The following is a 20,837-nucleotide window of genomic DNA, read 5'->3' on the forward strand; positions in this document are numbered from 1 at the left end:
ACCTGGCCGTGGAACTGCCGCCGCCCCTGTTCCTGTTCATCCAGACGAACAAGCGCTGCAACCTGCGCTGCGAGCACTGCGACTTCTGGAAGCTCGACGACGCCGACCGTGCGCGCTACCTCGGCCCGGCGCGCCGGCACGAGGTGCTGGCGGAGTTCGCCGCGATGAACCCCCAGGGCAGCGTGGTGATCTGCGGCGGCGAGAGCATGCTCGACCTGGAGGACTACTTCCACATCTCGCGCACCTGCCGCGAGCTGGGCCTCGCCTGCCTGTCGGTCATCAACGGCACCCGCGTGCGCGACGAGGCCACGGCCGAGCGCATGATCCGCGAGGGCCCGCACGGCATCTCGGTGTCGCTCAACAGCCATCGGCCGGCCCTGCACGACCGCACGCGCGGCGTGAAGGGCGCCTTCGGCAAGGCGGTCGCCGCGCTGCGCCTGCTGCTGGCGGCGCGCCCGCCGGGCGGCGACACCCGGATCAACGTGATGGGCCTCGTCTTCGACGAGAACTACCTCGAGCTGGAGGACTTCTACGCCTTCGTGCTGGACGAGCTGGGCGCCGACAAACTGAAGCTGAACTTCCTGCAGCCCAGCTTCGGCCAGATGGGGCTGGTCGACCCCTTCTTCGCCGCCCACCGCAACGTGGACCCGGACCGGCTGGTCGAGGTGATCCGCCGCTGCGACCAGCGCTTCGGCCTGGGGCTGAACCCGCTCTGGCTGCACCAGGTGCACATGTACTTCTCCACGCTGCGCGCCTGCCCGGACGCCGCGCGCGGCTGGGGCTCGCACACGCGCACGACGGAACACATCTGCAACACCTACGAGCGCAACATCATGGTGGACCACTACGGCGTGGCGCGCCTGTGCTTCTCGGGCAGCTTTCCGGGCATGCAGCTGGACAAGCCCGGCGACTTGCGCCTGTTCTGGCGCGAGGCGGAGTTCGTCCGCACGGCGATGCGCGGCTGCAACCAGTTCTGCGGCATCAGCCACAGCGTGCGGCGGGAGACCAGCACCTGCGCCTCACGCCGACCGGCCGCGCTCTTTCCCGAGGCGCGGCCCGCGGCCGGCGTGGCGCGCACCATTCCCCTGCACGTGGACCGCGGAGGCTGAGGTGAACGGCGCGGCGCTCAGGGTGGCCGTGGTCACCCCCTACCACCGCGAGCCGGCCGCCGTGCTGCGCCGCTGCATGCAGAGCGTGCGTGCGCAGAGCCATCCGCAGGTGGTGCACTACATGGTGGCGGATGGCCTCCCGCAGCCCGGGCTGCTGGCCGAATGGCCGCATGTGCGGCACATCGTGCTGCCGCAGGTCAACGCCAACTTCGGCTGCACGCCGCGCGGCATCGGCGCGCTGTGCGCACTGGCCGACGGCGCCGACGTGGCGTGCTTCCTGGACGCGGACAACCTGTTCCTGCCCGGCCACGTCGCCTCGGTGGTGCAGGCCTACGCCGAGGCCCGGGAGCGGGGCCGGCCGGTCGATGCGGTGTTCTCTTCCCGGTACATGTTCCTGCCGGGCCACGAGCACCTGCGCATCGTTCCGCCGGACGAGGCGCCGGGCTCGGATTTCGTGGACACCAACTGCATCAGCCTGGCCCGCTCGGCCGGGTTTCTCTGGGGCGCCTGGTCGCAGCTGCCGCGTTCGCTGACGCCGGTGTGCGACCGGGCGATGTGCTGGCTCATGCAGCACCACGGGCTGCGGGTGCGCTGGACCCGGCAGTGCACCGTGCTGTACGAATCGCGCTGGCGCGCCACCTATCTGCAGGCCGGCCTGCCGCCGCCCGAGGGGCTGCACGACGAGCTGCTGCGCTCGGCCGGCGTCGGCCTGACGCCGGAAGAGCTCTGGGGCCTGCTGCGGGTGCAGTGGCGCTTCGATCCGCCGGCGCGGCGGGCGTGACGGACCCGGTGCGCCGGCTCACCGCGGGAGGCCGTGGCCGCCCGTTGCGTCCAGTGCGCCCAGCGCGCGCGGCAGGTCGCCGTGCCAGGTCTTCAGGCCCTGGTGCGACAGGCGCGACTGCAGGTCGACGAACACCTGGCCGCCCAGCTGCTGCCAGCGCCGGCAGAAGGCGAAGTCCTCGCTCAGGTAGCGGCCGGTGGCGGGCTCGAACTGGGTGTCGAAGAAGCGCCAGTGCGGCAAGTGCGCATTGGCGTGGTCGCCGGCCTCGGGCGTGTAGCGCAGCTCGGGCATGGCCGCGGCCATGCGTTCGAACACGCCGCGGGCGATCAGCATGAAGCCGGTCGGCGCGTCCAGCACCTCGACGAAGCCGTCGGCGTCGGCCTCGGTCGGCGTGTGGCGCAGGTTCAGCGGATAGCGCGCATGCAGCGCGTCGAAGTCGGCCTGCGTGGCGCCCGCGGGCAGCGGCCGCGCCAGGCCCTGGGCCGGCCAGCCGTCGTTCTTGTGCGGGTAGACGCCGGCCACCACGTCGCGGCCGGACAGCAGCAGGCGCAGCGCCGCATCGGGCGCGAAGCCGACGTCGGCGTCGATCCAGAACAGGTGCGTCCATTGCGCATCGGCCATGAACTCGGCCACCAGCCGGTTGCGCGCGCGCGTGAGCAGGCTGTCGCCGTCGAGGAAGCGCGTCTGCATGGCGAAGCCGTGCGTCCACGCCGCATTGACCAGGCCCAGCAGGCTGCGCACATAGAGGCTGGCCATGGCGCCGCTGTAGCTGGGCGTGGCGACGAAGGGGCGGATGCCCTTGAGGGCGGCGGTGTCGAGCATGGCGGGGTCGGTGCGTGGTGAATGCCTGGTGAATGCTGGTGGAAGAGGGGCGTGCAGTTCAGGCCGCGTGCGCATGGCGCCGCGTGGTGAGCAGTGCGCGCAGCTTGGCCGGCGCGACCGGCTTGGTCAGCAGCATCACGCCGCCGTGGCGCAGCCGCTGCAGCACCTCGGGGCCGGTGGCGCCCGAGACCAGCACCGCGAGCGCATCGGGCTGCAGGCGCCTGGCGGCATCGATCACCTCCATGCCGTCGGCGTCGCCGGCCAATTGCAGGTCGCACAGCACCGCGTCGAAATGCACGTCGCCCGTGCCCAGCCGCGCGATGGCCTCGGCGCCGGTGGCCACGCATTCGACCTGGCAGCCCCACTGCTCCAGCAGCGCGCGGCTGCCGTCGAGGATGGCGGGGTCGTCGTCCACCACCATGCAGTGCAGCCCGGCCAGCGGCGTCAGCGCGAGCGGCGCGGGTTCGGGCGCCGTAGCGTCGGCCGCATGGGCCGCGGGCAGCGTGAGCGCAAAGGTGCTGCCCGCCTGCAGCGCCGAGCGCAGCGTGATGCGGGTGCCCAGCAGCGCCGCGATGCGCGCGCAGATCGCCAGGCCCAGGCCGAAGCCGCGGCGGCGGTCGCGCTCGGTGTTGGCCACCTGGTAGAACTCCTCGAAGATGCGGCCCTGGTGGATGGGCGCGATGCCGATGCCGTTGTCGCGCACCTCGATGCGCACGCTGTCGCCGTTCCTCCCGCGGCAGCGGCGCGCGGCCACCAGCACGGTGCCGCCGGCCGGCGCATGGCGCAGTGCGTTGGCCACCAGGTTGCCGACGATGCGCTGCAGCAGCGCCGCATCGCTGCGCACCGCCAGGCCGCGGTCGCTCCAGCGCAGGCGCACGTGGGTTTCCACCGCGGTGGCGGCATGCTGCGCATCGAGTTGGTCGAACAGCGCCGCGAGCGGCACCTTGGTGATCGCCGGCGTCAGCACCTGGGCATCGAGCCGCGAGATCTCCAGCAGGTCGTCCAGCAGCACGCCCATGAACTCGGTGCTCTCCTGCAGCCGCAGCATGGCGGGGCGCTGCGCGGCGCTGGCGCCCGGCAGCAGGCCGTCGATGAACAGGCCCATGGCATGCAGCGGCTGGCGCAGGTCGTGGCTGGCCGCGGCCAGGAAGCGGGCGCGCGAGAGTGCGGCCTGCTCGGCCTCGGCCATGCGCTGCAGCGCCACCGCGGTGGCCTCGCGCACGCGCTCCTCGCTGATCTGCCGGTTGCGCTGCAGGCGCTCGGCCAGGCGGTCGATGTCGTGCGCGAGCACCGTGAGCTCATGCGCGCGGCCCTTGCCGGCGCCGCCGGCGGACGCGCGGCTGTCGCCCTCGGCCACGTCGCAGCGCGCCTCGAAGTGGCCGCCCTCGAGCGCGGCCACGGTGCGCGAGATGCGCCGCAGCGGCCGCGCCACCGTGCGCGCCATGTGGCGCACCGAGGCCCAGGCCGCCAGCAGCGCCACCAGCGCGATGCCGATGCTCGCGATCAGCGAGCGGCTGCGTTCGCGCGCATAGGCCGTGGTGTCGCGGAAGGTCTGCACCAGGCCGATGGGCGCGTCGCCGGCGGCGGTGGAGCCGGCCGGCGCGAAGGCGCTGGCGCGCGAGGCCTCGCGCAGCGTGACCGGCGAGGTGAACATGCGCAGCTGCGCAAGCGACGAGGCCTTGGGGCCGGCCGTCACGTAGACGCCGGCGCTGTTGCTGATTTCCACGCGCATCACCTGGCCGCCGCGCAGCGCGGCATTGGCCACGTTCTGCAGCGCCGGCAGGTCGCCGGCATAAAGGCTCAGGTCGGACATGGCCGCCACCTGGCGCGCCACCGCCTGGCCCTCGGCGTCGAAGGCGGCCTCCAGCGTCTGCAGCCGGCTGTGCGTGAACCAGCCGGTGAGCGCGAGCGCCACCGCGGCGCACGGCACCACGCCAAGGCGGAACAGGTCGCGCTGCAGGTTGCCGCGCACCAGCAGCGTGGGCGTGGGCGCAGAGGGCGGCGGCGCTGCATCGGCGCGCCTGCCCGCGGAGGGCAGCGTCTCGCTCATCGCACGACCGTGAGCCGCTCGGTCAGTTCCCGCTCCTCGGGCAGGCGCAGGCCGAGTCCGCGCGCCACCGTGGCATTGACCCGCACGGTCGCGGGCGCGGCCGATTCCACCAGCGGATTGCCGCTGCCGCCGGCGCCGCTCGCGAGCTTCTGCCCGAGCAGGCGCGCCTGCTGGGCCAGCTGCGCCGGCGTCGAGACGGCCGCCGCCAGGCCGCCCGAACGCACCAGCCCTTCGCTGGCGCCGAACACCGGCAGCCCCGCGCCGGCACCGGCGCGCAGCACCGACAGCGTGGCGGCCTGGTTGTCGCCGATCAGGTCGGGCAGCACCAGGAGGGCATCGCTGCGCGGCACCACCGAGCGCAGCGCGCCGGCCAGCGACCTGTCGTCGGGCGCGTACTCCACCTGGATGTCCCACGGTGGGTTGCCGTTCTGCGCGGCGCGCTGCAGCTCGCGCACCAGCGGTTCGGATTCAGGTGTGGCAACCACGCCGATGCGGTGCTTCTGCGGCAGCACCGCGCCGATCAGCGCGAGCTGGTCCGCCATGGCCGGGTCGCGCAGCAGCACGCCCACGCGCCGGTCGCCGCGCTTGAGTGCGGCGCTGCTGGCGCGAAGGCTCTCGTAGTCGAGCCGGCTCAGCATCGCGAGCACCAGCGGCTGCTGGCCCGGGCGCTCCAGCGCGGCGCGTGCGGCCAGCGCGCCCACTGCGAGGGTGAGCGCGGCGTTCGCGGGCGCGGTGCGCAGGCTGCGCGTGCGCACGCCGGCATTGGCGCCGCGCTCGGAGTCTGGCTCGGCGCGCGCCGTTTCCACCGGCTGCGCGGCTTCGGCGCCGCCTGGCGCGAGCCGCACCAGCTCGAAGCGGCTGCCGGGCTCCTGGCTCGCGCGCAGATGCTGCACGAACTCGGCATGCGCCGGGAGCTCGTCGCCCACCAGCACCGTGAGCTCGGCCGCCGAGGCACTGGCGGCGGCCTGCGCCATGCACACGAGGGCCAGCACGGCGCAGGCGCCTTGGCGTCGCCGTTTCCGGAGGAGCGAGATGAGAGGGTTCACGGCGACAAACATGGGCTGCGGCTGCAGCAAGTGCAGCACCCAATGTACGGAAGCCGCCTGCTCCGCGCGATAAGGCAGAGGGCTTATGTCGGCGCCCGCAGCCCCGCGCGGCTGTGAGGAAGATCACAGCGCCGGCAGCCGCTTGGCCTATGTCCGACGCACTACCCTGGTCAGGCGTCGGCGTTCGACAGCGCCGCCGCGCGCTGCGCCTGGATCGCCTGGCGCAGCACGCGCGGCGACACCGGCTTGTAGAGCACCGCGATGCCGGCGCTCGCCACTTCGCGCAAGCGGTCGGGCTTGGTCTCGCCCGTGACCAGCAGCCGCGCCGTGCCCGGGCCGATGCCGCGCGGGTGGCGCTCCAGCGCGGCGATCACGTCCAGGCCGTTGTCGCCGCCCTGCAGCAGCAGATCGCTCACCACCACGTCGGGCGGCTTCGCCCAGGTGTCGGCCAGCGCCAGCGCTTCGGCGCGCGTCTGCGCGGCCAGCACTTCGGCGCCCCAGTGGGTGAGCACCACCGTCAGGCCTTCGAGGATGGTGCGCTCGTCGTCGATCACCAGGATGCGCAGGTTTTCCAGGCTCGCTTCTTCCTCGGCGCCGCCGGCGGCGGGCGCGGCGGCCGGCGGCGGCAGCGCGGCCGGCGCCGAGCGCACCAGCACGCGCACGCAGGTGCCCTTGTGCGGCCTGGACGTGAGGTCGACGCGCGTGTTGAGCAGCTCCGCCAGCCGCTGCACCGTGGCCAGCCCGAGGCCCATGCCGCGCGCGCCGCGCGGTGCCTGGCGGCCCGTGGTCTCCACCTGGTAGAACTCCTCGAACACCCGCGCCTGATGCTGCGGCGCGATGCCCACGCCGGTGTCGACCACGTCGATGCGAACCCCCTTGCCGCGCCGCCGCGCGCCGATCAGCACGCCGCCCTCGAGCGTGTGGCGCAGCGAGTTCGACACCAGGTTGTTGAGGATGCGCGAGAGCATCACGTAGTCGCAGCGCACCCACAGCTCGGTCTTGCGCGCCACCAGCCGCAGCCCCTGCTGCTCGGCCACCGGGCGGAAGTTGCGGCTGATCTCGTCGAACAGCCGGTCCAGCGGAAAGTCGGCCCACTGCGGCTGCAGCACGCCGGCGTCGAGCTGCGAGAGATTGAGCAGCTCGGAGAACAGCCGGTCGAGCGAATCGACGCACTCGCGGATGTGGCCGATGCGCTGCAGGCGCAGCGGATCGGTCTCGCCGTTGGCCAGCCCGTCGGAAAAGAGCGTGAGCGCATGCAGCGGCTGGCGCAGGTCGTGGCTGGCCGCAGCCAGCAGGCGCGTCTTGGCCTGGCTTGCCACTTCGAGCTGCTGGTTCTTGCGCGCGAGTTCGGCGGTGGCCTCGCTGATGCGGCTTTGCAGCAGGCGATGGCTTTCGGCCAGCGCGCGCGCCGCCTGGTTGAAGCCGTGCTGCAGGTGCCGGATCTCGGAGGTGCCTTCGATGGCCACGCTCGCGGCCTCGCCCGCGCCCAGCCGGTCCACGGCCCTGCCGAGCGCGCGGATCGGCTCGCTGATGCGCCGCGCCGCCCACCAGCCCGCCAGGCCCACGCCCACCAGGCTGATCGCCAGCACCAGCACCACGTTGAGCCACACCGAACGGCGCGCGTCCTGCACCGCGTCCAGGCTCATCTCCACCATCACCTTGCCGCTCTGGCGGCCCTCGTCGCTGACGATCGGCACCACCACCTGCAGGCCATCGCCGCGCGCGCGGTCGACGGTCTCGGAGTTGGCGACGATCTCGCCGTCCTCCGACCAGATCTGCACCTGCTGCACGTGCGGCTGGTAGGTGCCCGACTGGGCGGTGCGCTGCAGCATGCGGCGGTCCATGCGCAGCAGCGGCGTCTGCGCCGCGGTGGCCACCTGCATGGCCACCGTCTGCGCGTTGGCGCGCATCAGCGCGGTCAGGTTGTCCAGGTGCTGGCGCGTCAGCACGGCAATGGCCGCCAGCGTGGCGGCGGTCGCCGGAACCAGCGCCAGCAGGATCAGCTGCTGCGCGAAGGTGAGGCGCGCAAGCCCCCGGAGGACGCGGAAGTTCCAGTTCATGGGGGGATTTGGCGCATGAATGTCGAGCTTAGAGGGACGGCCATGCGAGCGAAAGATGGGAAAAACATCACGAAATTAACTTGTATTTGGTATCTAATTGCGTCGCGTTGCCCATGTTAGACCCGCTGGTCCGCAGCGGCCCCATGTCTTCGTGTTCCAAAAATGCAGGCCTCCCCATGCCGCGCCCGGAAGGCTTCCGGCGCTTCCGACGCCGTTCGCGCCTCTCGCTGCCCGAGGTTCGGGCGCGCCGCCGCCATGGTGGGCGTGGCGCGCCGCGGCGCAGCGGCCGCCATGCTCGCATTGCTTGCCGGCCTGCCACAAATGGCCCTTGCGCAGCCTGCGCTGCAGCCCGATGCGCCGGTTCGCTTCGGCATCCTGCCGCTGGGCGGCGCCTTCGAGTCGCGCAGCGACTGGGACCCGCTGCTGGCCGAATTGAGCCGCGCCATCGCCAGGCCCGTGAGCGTGCTGTCGGTCAACTCGTACGAAGCGCTCGACCAGGCGATCCGGCGCGACGAGGTCGACATGGCCTTCCTGTCCGGCAAGATGGCGCTGGACGCCGTCACGCAGCGGCGCATGAAGGTGGTGGCCCAGGTGGTGCGGCACGACGGGCTGCCCGGCTACCGGGCGCTGCTGCTGGCGCGCAAGGCGCCGCCGTTCAACAGCATGAAGAGCCTGCTCGCGGAGCCGGAGCGCTGGCGCCTCGCACGCGGCGAGCGGCAGTCGGTGTCGGGCTTCATCGTGCCGCAGCTGCAGCTGTTCCTGCCCAACCACATCGCGATGGAGACGCGCTTCCTGAGCGAGATCGTCGGCACCCACCAGACCACCGCGCTGGCCGTGGCCAACAGCGAAGCCGACGTGGCCACCAACAACACCGCCGACTTCGAGCGCTTCAGGCAGCGCTTTCCGGCCGAGGCCGAGCGGCTGCAGGTGCTGTGGGAGTCGGAGCTCATTCCGCACGCGCAGATCGTGGTGCGGCGCGAATATCCGCCCGAGCTGCGCAGCCGCGTGCAGGCCTTCCTGGTCGGCTACGGCCGCGCGAAGGGGCCCAAGGGCGATGCGGAGCGCGTGGTGCTCAAGTCGCTGCATGACCTGGCCGGCTTCGTGGCGGCGGACAACAGCTCGCTGCAGCCTGCCGCCAAGCTGGCCTACCAGCTGGCCAGGCAGAACGCCATTGGTGCGCAGTGGGTCAACGATGCGGCGCGGCAGGCGCGGCTCTCGCGCATCGAGAGCGGGTACGCGGAACAGACCGCCGTGCTGCGCGACCTGTCTCCCTGACGCGGGCCCTGCCCATGTCCATGTCCATGCTGCGTCTCCTGCGTTCGGTTGCCGCGGCGCTCGCGCTCTTGGCCGTTGCCGCGGCCTGCCTGGCGCAGGGCGGTGCCGCCACGGCGGACAAGGCAGCTTCTGCGCCGGTCAAGTCGATCCGCTTCGGCGTGCTGCCGCTGGGCGGCGCGGTCGAATCGCGCGCCCTGTGGACGCCGCTGCTGGCCGGCCTGAGCCAGGCCATGGGCGTGCCCGTGAGCGCCTACTCGGTGGCGTCGTACGAGGAACTCGACCGCGCCATCCAGCGCGACGAGATCGACATGGCCTTTCTCTCGGCCAAGATGGCGCTCGACGCCGTGATGCAGCGGCGCATGAAGGTGGTGGCGCAGATCGCGCGCCGGCCCGGCATGCCGACCCACCGCGCCGTGCTGCTGACGCGCAAGGCCGGCCTGCCCAGCACGCTGGAGGCCGTGCTCGCCGAGCCCGAGCGCTGGCGGCTGGCGCGCGGCGACAGCCGCTCCGTGACCGGCTTCCTCATTCCGCAGAGCCAGCTTTTCCTGCCGCGCGGGATCGCGATGGAAACGCGCTTTCGCGGCGAGATCGTCGGCACCCACCAGGCCACCGCGCTGGCCGTGGCCAACGGCGATGCCGACGTGGCCACCAACAACACCACCGACTTCGAGCGCTTCAGGGAACAGTTCCCGGTGGAGGCCGCGCGGCTGCACATCGTGTGGGAGTCCGAGCCGCCGCCCGGTGCGCAGATGGTGGTGCGGCGCAGCTATCCGCCCGAGTTCCAGGCCCGGCTGCAGGCCTTCCTGGTGGGCTACGGCCAGGGCAAGGGCCCCGGCGCCGATGCCGAGCGCGAGGTGCTGAAGACGTTGCGCGCGGCCTACGGCTATGCCCCCGCCGACGACAGCGCGCTGCTGGCCGAGGCCATGCTCGAATACCAGCTCGGCAAGCAAAGCGCCATGGCCGCCGCCTGGGTCAACGACGCCGCGCGCGAGAAGCGCCTGCAGCGCATCGAGAAGAACTACCGGGAACAGGTCGAGGCCCTGAGCGCGGCCGCCGGTTCTGGCGCGCGCTGAGCATCTGCAGCTGGCATCGATATCATGGATCGGGCCCACCAGGGCAACCGGTCAATCAAGGGAGAGAACAAATGCCGTCGAACATGAATTCGGCTGCGCGTGCGCAGCATTCGGAGCCCAACATCACTCTGTACGGGCGCATCGCTGCAGATCCTGTGGGCTATGTCACCTGGCCCACGCCCCATCTGCATTTTTCGATCGTCATCGACGACGCCTACAGCGGCATCACCGTGATCGATGGTCAGCCGACCTTCTTTGAAGCGGGTAGGCGGAATTTTGGCTTGATCCGATCGAACCGATACATGAACTCGCTTCCCGGCGAGGTGCGGACCCAGATTCCTCTGAATCCCCCGCAGGGCATGAGTCGACAGGAGTTCGCACGCCAGCTCGTCGTCAACTCTCAGAAGTTCGCGAGCTACGTTTCTCCGTACTCGGCGCCGAAGAACATCCTCGGCTCGCGCATGCGTCCCGGCGAGTACAACAGCAGCTCCTATGTTGCAGGCTTGCTCAAGAGCGTGACGGGCTACGTGCCCTTGGTGTCCGTACCTGGATATTTGACGCCAGGTTGGGAGAGCCCCATGCCGGCGCATTACTACAAGGGCGAGGCGATCCGATGAAAGCGCGGTGGTGGTGGCTGCCGCTGAACATGCTGGCCTGGACCTTGGCGATGCCTTTGCTCAGCGTCGGCCTGCGCTTCCTGGAGCAGCATCGGATCCTGGCGATGTCGGGGAGCGCCGTGGCGGCCGGAGCGATTGCGCTTTTGCTTTGGGCCGCCTTGATCTACGCGAGATGCGTTCCGGCAGCGCCCGAACTCCCGCGCCGCATCGGGTACTTCGTGGCGTTCGTCGCCGCGATGCTTGCGCTGGGCGCAGGAGCCCTTTGGCTGACCTTCTGGGCCATCGTCGCGATCTACGGCCTGTAACGCCCGCCCGGAGCTGTCCGTTCCTTTTTGCCGGTAGACAACCGGCGGGACATTTGCCGCACCGCCATCGAGGCATCTACTCCCTTCGCCGTAGCTCCAAAACCCCGCATCTAGGCCGTTAGGCGGATTTGCCCGCCGCGGCGCGCGCCGGAAACTTCGTGTTTCTTTCAGGCAGCCCTTGCCGTTGACGGAGTGCGGATGAGTTGGCGAACAAAAGTGGTCTGGAGCGAGGGGATGCTGCTGCAGCCCCAGCACCTGCAGCAAAGCGAGCGTCATGCCGACCATGCGAGGCATGTGCTGCTGCGTTCCACCACGCCTTATGCCTGGGGATTCGCGGAGATCGAGATCGACCAGGCCGCGCTCACGCTGGGCAAGCTCGCGCTGGTGCGCGCGGTGGGCCTGTTCGGCGACGGCACGGTGTTCGACATGCCGGCGGTCGATCCGCTGCCCGAGCCCATCGACATCCCGCCCGCCATGCGCGACGAGGCCGTGGTGCTGGCGCTGCCGCTGCGCCGCGCCGGCGCCCGCGAGGCCGATGCCGAAGACTATGAAGAGCTGGTGCGCCACCGCGTGCTCGAGTCCGAGGTGCCCGACTCCAATACCGCGGGCGAGCGCACCGCCGTGCTGCAGCTGGGCCAGCTCCACACGCGCCTGATGCGCGCCAGCGAAGCCACCGACGCCTGGACCATGCTGGGCGTGGCGCGCGTGCTGGAGCGCCGCGTCGACAACCAGGTGCAGCTCGACCGCGCGATGCTGCCGCCGCTCTTGGACGTGGCGGGCCATGCCGTGATCCGTTCCTGGCTCGACGAGCTGCTGGGCCTGCTGCGCCAGCGCGGCGAGGCACTGGCCGGCCGCATGACGCAGGGCGGCACCGGCGGCGTGGCCGAGATCGCCGACTTCATGCTGCTGCAGGCCGTCAACCGCAACGAGGCGGTCTTCGCGCACCTGGCCCAAAGCGCCATGCTGCACCCGCAGCATTTCTTCGAGCATGCGCTCGGGCTGGCCGGCGACCTGGCGAGCTTTCGCGATTCGCGCCGCGTCACGCGCTTCGGCCCCTACATCCACGACGACCTGGCGCTGAGCTTCCGCCCGCTGATGGACGACCTGCGGCGCAGCCTCTCGATGGTGCTGGAGCAGTCGGCCATCCGCATCGACCTGCACGACCGCAAGCACGGCGTGCGCGTGGCGGTGGTGACCGACGTGGAGCTGCAGCGCAAGGCGACCTTCGTGCTCGCGGTGAATGCCAACATGCCGAGCGAGGCGCTGCGCGCGCGCTTTCCCACGCAGGTCAAGATCGGCCCGGTCGAGCGCATCCGCGACCTCGTGAACCTGGCGCTGCCGGGCGTCACGCTCACGCCGATGCCGGTGGCGCCAAGGCAGATTCCCTTCCACACCGGCGCCAACTACTTCGAGCTCGAAACGCGCAACAGCGACCTGTGGCGCCAGCTGGAGCAATCGGGCGGCATTGCGATGCACATCGCGGGCGACTTCCCAGGGTTGGATCTGGCTTTCTGGGCCATTCGTTCCTAGCCGCATCGGGCTGACGGAAACGGAACACCATCATGACAACACCCGATCCCTTCGCCGCCTTCGAGTCGGAGCGCACGGTCATCAAGCCCAAGCCGCGCACGCCGGCCGGCACGCCGCCCGCGCCGGCTCCCGCACCCTTCTTCGGCGGGGCCGATCCGACGCCGGCCGCCGAGGTCGGCGAGATCGGGCTGCTCAATCCGCTGGTCTCGGCCGCGGGCAAGCTGCTGGTGCTGATCGGAAAGCTGCGCAACCTGGTGCAGCCGCCCAACGTGCCGGCCCTGCGCGCCTCCACTGCCGACGCGGTGAACCAGTTCGACGCCGCTGCGCGCCGCGCCGGCGCCAGCAACGAATCGGTGCTGGCCGCGCGCTACGTGCTGTGCACTGCGCTCGACGAGGCCGTGGCCAACACGCCCTGGGGCGTGCAGGCCGGCTGGAACAAGCAGAGCCTGCTGGTGCAGTTCCACAACGAGACCTGGGGCGGCGAGAAGGTGTTCCAGCTGCTCGCCAAGCTCGCGCAGGACGTGCCCACGCACCGCCAGCTGCTGGAGCTGATCTACAGCGTGCTCGCGCTCGGCTTCGAAGGCCGCTACCGCGTGGTCGACAACGGCCGCGCGCAGCTCGATTCGGTGCGCCAGCGCCTTGCCGACCTGATCGCCAAGGACCGCCCGCCGCTCGAAGCCGAGCTTTCGCCGCACTGGCGCGGGCAGGGCGCGGGCACGGTGCGGCTGCGCGAATCGCTGCCGCTGTGGGTGTTCGCGGCCGGCTTCGCGCTGCTGCTCGCGCTGGCCTGGTTCGGCCTCAGGCTCACGCTCAACTACCGCTCCGACACCACCTATGCCGCGGTGTCGGGCCTGCGCGTGCCCAACCTCCAGATCGCGCCGCCTGCCGCGCCGGCCAAGTCGCCGCGGCTCGCGCGCTTTCTCGAGCCCGAGATCAAGCAGGGCCTGGTCACCGTGACCGACGAGGCCGACCGCAGCGTGGTGCGGCTGCGCGGCGATTCCTTCTTCGGCTCCGGCAGCGCCGAGCCCATGGCGGCCTCGCTGCCGGTGCTGCGCCGCATCGGCCAGGCGCTGGCCGAGGTGAAGGGCGAGGTGCTGATCACCGGCCACTCCGACAACCAGCCGATCCGTTCGCTGCGCTATCCCTCCAACTGGCACCTGTCGGCCGCGCGCGCCGATGCGGTGAAGGGCGCGCTCACCACGCTGGTCGATCCGGCGCGCATGCGCTCCGACGGCAAGGCCGACGCCGAGCCCGTGGCCGCCAACGACACGCCGGCCAACCGCGCGCGCAACCGGCGTGTGGACATCGTGCTCTTGTCCGAGCCGGACCGCGTGGCTGCCGCGGCGGGAGTGGCGAAATGATCAAAAAAATCTTCGGCTTCCTGTTCAGCCCGCTGCTGCTGACGCTGCTGGCGCTGGTCATCGTCGCGCTCCTGATCTGGTGGATCGGCCCGCTGGTGAAGATCGGCGCGTGGGTGCCGCTCGAAAGCGAGCTCGCACGCGCGCTGCTGATCGGCGCCATCGTGCTCGTCGTGGTGCTGCGCGCGATCTACCGCCGGTGGCGCGCACGGCGTGCGAGCCAGCACCTGACCGACGGCCTCATGAAGGCGCCCGCCGCCAAGACCGATGCGCCGGTCAACGGCGAACAGAAGATCCTGGACACGCGCTTCAGCGAAGCCGTGGCCACGCTCAAGCAGATGCGCCTGCATGCCGCGGGCAAGAAGCCCGGCTGGCGCGACTGGCTCTCCATTTCCGGCGGCAGCTACCTGTACGACCTGCCGTGGTACGTGTTCATCGGCGCGCCGGGCGCGGGCAAGACCACGGCGCTGGTCAACTCGGGCCTCTCGTTCCCGCTGGCCGAGAAGTTCGGCCCCGGCGCGATCCGCGGCGTGGGTGGCACGCGCAACTGCGACTGGTGGTTCACCGACGAGGCCGTGCTCATCGACACCGCCGGCCGCTACACCACGCAGGACAGCCACCAGTCGGAAGACAAGAGCGCGTGGGAGGGCTTCCTCGGCCTGCTCAAGAAGGCGCGTCCGCGCCGGCCGCTCAACGGCGTGTTCCTCACGGTGAGCGTGGCCGACCTGCTGAGCCAGGGCCCCGAGCAGCGCACGCAGCTGGCCGCGTCCATTCGCGCGCGGCTGCTCGAGCTCGATGCGAAGCTCACCACGCGGCTGCCGGTGTACGTGCTCGTCACCAAGAGCGACCTGCTCTATGGCTTCACCGACTACTTCGACGACCTCGGCAAGGAGCAGCGCGCGCAGGTCTTCGGCTTCACGCTGGCGGCCGACGAGAACGTGCAGGCTGACGAGAAGGGGCTGTCCACGGCCTTTCACCGCGAGTTCGCGCTGCTGCACAACCGCGTCAACGACGGGCTCATCGCACGCATGCAGCGCGAGACCGACGGCACGCGGCGCGCGGCGATCTTCGGCTTTCCGGCGCAGTTCGGCTCCATCGGCTCGATGCTGTCGGACCTGCTCGACCAGGTGTTCACCGGCTCGCGCTTCGCGCAGCCGCCGTGGGTGCGCGGCGTGTACTTCACCAGCGGCACGCAGGAAGGCAGCCCGATCGACCGCGTGATGGGCAGCCTTTCGCGCAGCTTCGGCATCGAGCGCGCGATGCTCGCGCCGCAGAAGTCCAGCGGCCGCAGCTACTTTCTCACCGCGCTGCTGCGCGAGGTGGTGTTCCCCGAGCAGCGGCTGGCCGGCGCCAACGTGAAGCTGGAGCGCCGGCGCCATGCGCTGCGCATGGCGGGCGTGGCGGCCATGACGCTGGTCACGCTCGCGCTGCTCGCGGGCTGGGGCTACAGCACGCTGCAGAACCTCAACTACCTGAAGTCGGTCGAGGCGCGCGTCGACCCCGCGCGCCAGACCTTGGCGGCCCTGCCTTCGCGGGTGCAGAACCTGGTCGAGGTGGCGCCGGTGCTGCAGGGCCTGCGCAACATCTGGAAGACACCCGACAACCGCCAGGGCGACGAGCCGCTGTCGATGACGCTCGGCCTCTACCAGGGCGACAAGCTCGACGCCGCCGCCATGCTCACGCACCAGCGTGCGCTCAACGACGCCTTCCTGCCGCAGATCGCCAAGCGCATCGAGGACCAGCTGCGCACCGCGCAGAAGGACAACCTCGAATACACCTACGAGGCGCTCAAGAGCTACCTCATGCTCTACCAGCCCGAGCATTTCGATGCCGAGGCGCTCAAGGCCTGGATCACGCTCGACTGGGCGCGCAGCCTGGACCGCGGCATTCCCGAAGACCAGCGCCAGGCGCTCGAAGACCAGCTCGACGTGCTCATTGCCCAGGGCCCGCCACGCTCGCCGCTCAAGATGGACGAGAACCTGGTGCGCAGCGTGCGTGCCGTGCTCGCGAGCTATCCGCTGGAGCAGCGCGTGTTCAGCCGCCTGAAGCGCCAGCGCGCCACCAAGGACATTCCGGCCTTCAGCATTGCCACCGCCGCCGGCCCCTCGGCGCCGCTGGTGTTCGAGCGCATCAGCGGCAAGCCGCTGACCGAAGGCGTGCCGGGCATGTTCACCTACGACGGCTACCACAAGCGCTTCCAGAATGAAGTGACGGTGCTCACCGGCCTGCTGGCGCAGGAAGACCCGTGGGTGCTCGGGCAAGACCGCAGCGCCGCCGACCGCATGCGCGACGTGGCGGCGCTCGGCGCGCTGACCGACCGCGTGCGCCGCCTCTATCTTGCGGAGTACGTCAAGGTCTGGGAGGCGCTCCTGGCCGACGTGCGGCTGATCCGCGCCAGCGGGCTCGAGAAGAACATCGAGGCCGCGCGCATTCTCTCGGGCGTGGGCTCGCCGCTTGCGAACTTTTTGCGCGCGGTGGTGAAGGAGACCACGCTCATCCCCGCCGACCAGCCCAAGGACGTGGTGAGCAAGGCGACCGCCACCGTCGCGAGCACGCGCAAGGGCCTGGAAGACCTGTTCGGCGGCGACCCCAACAAGGCCGTGGCCAGCGGCAAGCGCATCGAGAGCATCGTGGACGACCGCTTCGAGCCGCTGCGCCGCCTCGTCACCGCCGCCGGCCCGAACCAGCCCGCGCCCATCGACGATGCGCTCAAGCTCTTCAACGAGGTGTATGTGTACCTCACGGCCGTCGACACCGCCGTGAAGGGCCGCACCTCGCCGCCGCCCGGCGACGTGGCCGGCAAGCTCAAGTCCGACGCGGGCCGCCTGCCCGAGCCGGTGCGCACCATGGTCGAGAACCTGAGCCAGTCGGGCGCGGCACAGGCCCAGGTGGCCGAGCGCGGCAACCTGAGCCAGGACCTGCGTCCCGTGACCGACTTCTGCAACCGCGCCATCGCGGGCCGCTACCCCTTCGTGGGCAGCAGCAAGCGCGACGTGCTGCCCGAGGACTTCGGCCAGATGTTCGGCGCCGGCGGCCTGATGGACGAGTTCTTCCAGAAGCGGCTGGCCGCGCTGGTCGACACCAGCACCAAGCCCTGGCGCTACAAGCCCGTGGCCGAACGCGGCGCCGTCACCACGCAGGCGCTGGCGCAGTTCGAGCGGGCCGCGCGCATCAAGGACATCTTCTTCCGCGGCGGCGGCCGGGGCCCGTCGATGCGGCTGGACTTCAAGCCGGTGGAAATGGATGCGGGCATCACGCAGTTCATCCTCGACGTCGACGGACAGCTCGTGAAGTACGCGCACGGGCCGGTGGTGCCCATGGCCGTGCAGTGGCCCGGCCCGAAGGGCAGCAACCAGGTGCGCATCCAGGTGAGCCCGCCTTCGGCCACCGGCAGTTCGGGCGCGGCGGTCGATGGGCCATGGGCGCTGTTCCGCGCGCTCGACGATGGCCAGCTCGAAGCCGGCGATGCGCCCGAGAAATTTTTCATCACCTTCCAGATCGGCGCGCGCAAGACGCGCTTCGAAGTGACGACGAACAGCGTGCAGCATCCGATCCGCTTGAAGGAGCTGCGCGAGTTCTCCTGTCCGGAGGGGCTGTGAGCGAAGCCGCTGTTTTTTCTGCATTGCCCGGATGGTTCGGCAAGCTGCCGGGCATGGGCGACTTCGCGCACCGGCGCCTGCCGGAGTCATTTCGCTCGGTGTGGGACCCGTGGCTGCAGCGCGGATTGGCGCGGCTGCGCGACCGGCATGCGGACTGGACTTCGCACTACCTCGAAGCGCCGGTGTGGTGCTTTGCGCTCGGGCCGCAGGTGGTTGGCGAAGGTGCATGGATCGGCGTGCTGATGCCGTCGGTCGATGGGGTGGGGCGGTACTTTCCGTTCACGTTGGCGGTGGAGCTTGATGCTTCCGCGGGAGGCACGTTGCAGGGCGAGGCGCTGCAACAGGCGCTGGGGTGGTGGGCGCGGGGGACGCGGGCTGCGCTCGAAGGGCTTGAGGGGGATCTGGATGCGCTGCGGTTTGATGCGGTGCTGGAGAGGGTGTTTGCTGCTGCCGGTGATCTCGAGGTGCGCGAGATGGCAGTGGAGTCGCTTGCCTTGCCGGGGGTGGGGGAGTCTTTGTGGCTTGGTGATCCGGGGGCTGGTGACGGGGCTCGGATGCTTGTTGCGGGGTTGCCTTTGGATGGTCGGTTTGAAGCCTTGTTTTTGGGGGGTGGGGAATGAAGTTCCTGCTTCCTTTTGTTGCCGGAGGCCGGGTCTCGCCCCGGCGGGCGAGCTACTTTCTTTTGCTTCGCCAAAAGAAAGTAGCCAAAGAAAAGGCGACCCCACTGTCTGCGACCCTTCGCTTCGCTGCGGGCAACCTGCGGTGCTCGGGTTTCGCGGGGTCTCGCAGAACTCGCTTCGCTCAAACAGCTGCGAGCCCTGATCCGCGAAACCCTGCGCTCCTCGGCGCATACAGAGGGGCTTGGATACCGAACGGGCCTTTGCTTCGCTCGGCCACCAAGCCACCGCAGGCGCGCAGCGCCTGCGGTGGTTGGTATTGGCTGTTTGGATCGGACTCGGCCGAGCGAAGCGATGGCCTGTCTTCTCCCCACCCCTTCTGGCTGCGCCGAGGAGCGCAGATGGAGGCGGGATCAGGGCCGCAGCTGTTTGAGCGAAGCGAGTTCTGCGGACCCCCGCCGGAGTCGAGCACCGCAGGTTGCCCGCAGCGAAGCGGAGGGACGCAGACAGTAGGGTCGCCTTTCTTTTGCCTACGTTTCTTTGGCGAAGCAAAGAAAAGTAGGTCGCCCGCCGGGGCGAGACCCGGCCTCGGAACACAAACAAGAACAAACAAAGGAGCCCGTCAATGACCGAAGCTCCAAACCCCAGCATGCCCCCAGAAGACGACCGCACCCGCGTCATGTCCAGGCCCGCGCAGCAACCCGCAGACAGCGAATCCGACACCTCCGCCACCGTCATCACATCCGGCTCCACAAGCCTCTCCAACGCGCCACCAGCAGCCGCCGCCGCTGCAGCAGAAACCAGCGAGGCCGGCCTCCTCCCCGTAGGCAGCCGCCTCGCCGAATTCGAGATCACGCGGGTCGTCGGCCAGGGCGGCTTCGGCGTCGTCTACGAAGCCTGGGACCACACGCTGGAACGCGTCGTTGCCATCAAGGAATACCTGCCCACATCGCTGTCCACAAGGCAGCACGACGGCACGGTGGTCCCGCTGTCGGAGCGCCACCGCGAAACCTTCGACCTCGGCATGCGCAGCTTCATCAACGAAGCCCGCCTGCTCGCGCAGTTCGACCATCCCTCGCTGCTGAAGGTCTACCGTTTCTGGCAGGAGCGCGGCACCACCTACATGGTGATGCCGTTCTACCGCGGCGACACGCTGCGCCAGGCGCTGGTCTCCATTCCCGCGGGCGTGGACGAGGCCTGGCTGATCCGCATCATGGACGGCGTGACGCAGGCGCTGGCGGTGATGCACGGCGCCAACTGCTACCACCGCGACATCGCGCCCGACAACATCATCCTGCTCGAAGGCTCCGGCCGGCCGGTGGTGCTCGACTTCGGCGCCGCGCGCCGCGTGATCACCGACAAGACGCAGGCGATCACCGTCATCCTCAAGCCTGGCTACGCGCCCATCGAGCAATACGCCGAGATGCCCGACATGTCGCAGGGCGCGTGGACCGACGTCTACGCGCTCGCGGCGGTGATGCATGTGGCCGTGTGCGGGCGCGCGCCGCCGCCCTCGGTGGCGCGGCTCCTGTCCGACAGCTACGTGTCGCTTGCGGGCAACGACATCCTGCGCCAGCGCTACAGCCTGCGCCTCTTGCAGGCGATCGACGCGGGCCTGGGCGTGCGGCCCGAATCGCGGCCGCAGTCGATGGCCGAGTTCCGCGCCGCGCTCGACCTGGAGGTGGGCCACAGCATCGCGCCGCCGCCGCGCACCACGCCCGGCGGCTCGGGCGCGCGGAACAACACCGGCAACGCCGACCTGCCGACGACGATCGGACGCGGCAAGGCACCACCCGCGCCGGCACCCGCTCCGGGCGCGGGCGAAAAGAACAGCGGCAAGGCCGTGGCCGCGATCGCTTCGGTGGCCGTGCTGGCCGCCGTGGCCGGCGGCGGCTGGTGGTGGTACCAGGGCCGCACCACCGCGGCCGCGGAAGGGGACAACAACGGCGGCAAGCAGGTCGCGGTAGTCGCACCACCACCGCCGCCCGAACCGCGCGTGGTCCAGGCGCCGCCGCCACCACCTCCTCCCCCGCCGGCGCCACGCACGCCGCTCGAATCGCTGCAGTCGCTCGCGGCGGGCGCGGCGCCGGGCTTCGACGTGACGGCCGCGCCCAGGAAGGCCGAGGTGTCGATCGGCAAGGACAAGCTCGCCTTCGAGGTCCGCAGCAAGCGCGAGGGTTTCGTCTACGTGTTCCTGCTGTCCAGCGGCGGCGAGATGTTCCTGCTGTTCCCGAACCTGCTCGACAAGTACAACAAGATCACCGCCGGCAGCCCGCTCTCGCTGCCGCGCGCCTCCTGGCCGATGGATGCGGGCGGTCCGGCCGGCACCAACCAGTTCGCGGTGCTCGTGAGTGAGCACGAGCGCGACTTCGGCGGTTCGGGCGTGCAGAACGACGGCGTGTTTCCGCAATTTCCGCTGCCCGTGCTGGCGGCGCTCGAAGCCAGCCGCGGCACGGGTCCGTCGCCTTTGCTGGGCAAGCCGGTCTGCGCGCCCAACACCCCTTGCAACGACGTCTACGGCGTCGCGAATTTCAAAATCGTCGAGAAGTAATCGTCTGCAGAGCGTTGGCCCGTTGGGCCGTTCTTTCCGGACAA

The 20,837-nt window shown here is 70.4% G+C and carries 15 protein-coding genes; 11 read left to right on the plus strand and 4 right to left on the minus strand.

The features are described 5' to 3' along the window. The first annotated feature begins 8 nt into the window (after positions 1-8). Both AC1DMS_RS21890 and AC1DMS_RS21895 read left to right on the plus strand, forming a co-directional pair. A complete protein-coding gene (locus AC1DMS_RS21890) occupies positions 9-1,109 on the plus strand; it encodes a radical SAM protein (protein ID WP_478181814.1) in 1,101 nt (366 codons plus the stop codon). Position 1,110: 1 nt separating this feature from the next. Beyond that, a complete protein-coding gene (locus tag AC1DMS_RS21895; RefSeq protein WP_478181815.1) occupies positions 1,111-1,890 on the plus strand; it encodes a glycosyltransferase family 2 protein in 780 nt (259 codons plus the stop codon). 18 nt (positions 1,891-1,908) lie between these two features. Here the strand turns inward: AC1DMS_RS21895 and AC1DMS_RS21900 are convergent, their stop codons facing one another. From AC1DMS_RS21900 to AC1DMS_RS21915, 4 genes are all read right to left on the minus strand, one after another. Next, a complete protein-coding gene (locus tag AC1DMS_RS21900; RefSeq protein ID WP_307592895.1) occupies positions 1,909-2,712 on the minus strand; it encodes a hypothetical protein in 804 nt (267 codons plus the stop codon). 58 nt (positions 2,713-2,770) lie between these two features. Next, a complete protein-coding gene (locus AC1DMS_RS21905) occupies positions 2,771-4,762 on the minus strand; it encodes an ATP-binding response regulator (RefSeq protein WP_478181816.1) in 1,992 nt (663 codons plus the stop codon). Continuing rightward, positions 4,759-5,754 (minus strand): ABC transporter substrate-binding protein, encoded by a 996-nt coding sequence (locus AC1DMS_RS21910; RefSeq protein WP_478181817.1) that lies wholly within the window; start codon positions 5,752-5,754, stop codon positions 4,759-4,761. Before AC1DMS_RS21910 ends, AC1DMS_RS21905 begins: the two co-directional genes overlap by 4 nt. 224 nt (positions 5,755-5,978) lie before the next feature. After that, positions 5,979-7,868, minus strand: a complete 1,890-nt coding sequence (locus AC1DMS_RS21915) for an ATP-binding response regulator (RefSeq protein ID WP_436299407.1) — start codon at positions 7,866-7,868, stop codon at positions 5,979-5,981. A gap of 291 nt (positions 7,869-8,159) precedes the next feature. Between AC1DMS_RS21915 and phnD the strand changes: the two genes are divergently transcribed. The 9 genes from phnD (at position 8,160) to AC1DMS_RS21960 (ending at position 20,793) form a co-directional block, all read left to right on the plus strand. Further along, positions 8,160-9,143 (plus strand): phosphate/phosphite/phosphonate ABC transporter substrate-binding protein, encoded by a 984-nt coding sequence (gene phnD, locus AC1DMS_RS21920; protein ID WP_478181818.1) that lies wholly within the window; start codon positions 8,160-8,162, stop codon positions 9,141-9,143. Between the two features lie 14 nt (positions 9,144-9,157). Further along, positions 9,158-10,216 carry a phosphate/phosphite/phosphonate ABC transporter substrate-binding protein gene (locus AC1DMS_RS21925; protein ID WP_478181819.1) on the plus strand — a complete coding sequence of 353 codons (1,059 nt, stop codon included), beginning with the start codon at positions 9,158-9,160 and terminating at the stop codon, positions 10,214-10,216. A 71-nt stretch (positions 10,217-10,287) separates the two neighbouring features. Continuing rightward, a complete protein-coding gene (locus tag AC1DMS_RS21930) occupies positions 10,288-10,833 on the plus strand; it encodes a hypothetical protein (RefSeq protein WP_478181820.1) in 546 nt (181 codons plus the stop codon). Beyond that, positions 10,830-11,138, plus strand: coding sequence for a hypothetical protein (locus AC1DMS_RS21935; protein WP_436035000.1), 309 nt, complete (start codon positions 10,830-10,832; stop codon positions 11,136-11,138). Before AC1DMS_RS21930 ends, AC1DMS_RS21935 begins: the two co-directional genes overlap by 4 nt. 198 nt (positions 11,139-11,336) lie before the next feature. Beyond that, positions 11,337-12,668, plus strand: coding sequence for a type VI secretion system baseplate subunit TssK (gene tssK, locus AC1DMS_RS21940; protein ID WP_478181821.1), 1,332 nt, complete (start codon positions 11,337-11,339; stop codon positions 12,666-12,668). 32 nt (positions 12,669-12,700) lie between these two features. Then, positions 12,701-14,029 (plus strand): DotU family type VI secretion system protein, encoded by a 1,329-nt coding sequence (locus AC1DMS_RS21945; RefSeq protein WP_478181822.1) that lies wholly within the window; start codon positions 12,701-12,703, stop codon positions 14,027-14,029. Further along, positions 14,026-17,625 carry a type VI secretion system membrane subunit TssM gene (gene tssM, locus AC1DMS_RS21950; protein WP_478181823.1) on the plus strand — a complete coding sequence of 1,200 codons (3,600 nt, stop codon included), beginning with the start codon at positions 14,026-14,028 and terminating at the stop codon, positions 17,623-17,625. Before AC1DMS_RS21945 ends, tssM begins: the two co-directional genes overlap by 4 nt. After that, positions 17,622-18,245, plus strand: coding sequence for a type VI secretion system-associated protein TagF (gene tagF / locus AC1DMS_RS21955; protein WP_478181824.1), 624 nt, complete (start codon positions 17,622-17,624; stop codon positions 18,243-18,245). The genes tssM and tagF overlap by 4 nt, the downstream gene beginning before the upstream one ends. A gap of 622 nt (positions 18,246-18,867) precedes the next feature. Continuing rightward, positions 18,868-20,793 (plus strand): protein kinase domain-containing protein, encoded by a 1,926-nt coding sequence (locus tag AC1DMS_RS21960; RefSeq protein WP_478181825.1) that lies wholly within the window; start codon positions 18,868-18,870, stop codon positions 20,791-20,793. Positions 20,794-20,837 lie beyond the last annotated feature (44 nt).

The sequence above is a fragment of the Variovorax sp. 05T418 genome (assembly GCF_056396385.1).

Coding starts and splice junctions, on each gene's coding strand:
- AC1DMS_RS21900 (WP_307592895.1), bottom strand. CDS start 2,712: ATGCTCGACACCGCCGCCCTCAAGGGCATCCGCCCCTTCGTCGCCACG.
- AC1DMS_RS21905 (WP_478181816.1), bottom strand. CDS start 4,762: ATGAGCGAGACGCTGCCCTCCGCGGGCAGGCGCGCCGATGCAGCGCCG.
- AC1DMS_RS21915 (WP_436299407.1), bottom strand. CDS start 7,868: ATGAACTGGAACTTCCGCGTCCTCCGGGGGCTTGCGCGCCTCACCTTC.
- phnD (WP_478181818.1), top strand. CDS start 8,160: ATGCTCGCATTGCTTGCCGGCCTGCCACAAATGGCCCTTGCGCAGCCT.
- AC1DMS_RS21925 (WP_478181819.1), top strand. CDS start 9,158: ATGTCCATGTCCATGCTGCGTCTCCTGCGTTCGGTTGCCGCGGCGCTC.
- AC1DMS_RS21930 (WP_478181820.1), top strand. CDS start 10,288: ATGCCGTCGAACATGAATTCGGCTGCGCGTGCGCAGCATTCGGAGCCC.
- AC1DMS_RS21935 (WP_436035000.1), top strand. CDS start 10,830: ATGAAAGCGCGGTGGTGGTGGCTGCCGCTGAACATGCTGGCCTGGACC.
- tssK (WP_478181821.1), top strand. CDS start 11,337: ATGAGTTGGCGAACAAAAGTGGTCTGGAGCGAGGGGATGCTGCTGCAG.
- AC1DMS_RS21945 (WP_478181822.1), top strand. CDS start 12,701: ATGACAACACCCGATCCCTTCGCCGCCTTCGAGTCGGAGCGCACGGTC.
- tssM (WP_478181823.1), top strand. CDS start 14,026: ATGATCAAAAAAATCTTCGGCTTCCTGTTCAGCCCGCTGCTGCTGACG.
- AC1DMS_RS21960 (WP_478181825.1), top strand. CDS start 18,868: ATGACCGAAGCTCCAAACCCCAGCATGCCCCCAGAAGACGACCGCACC.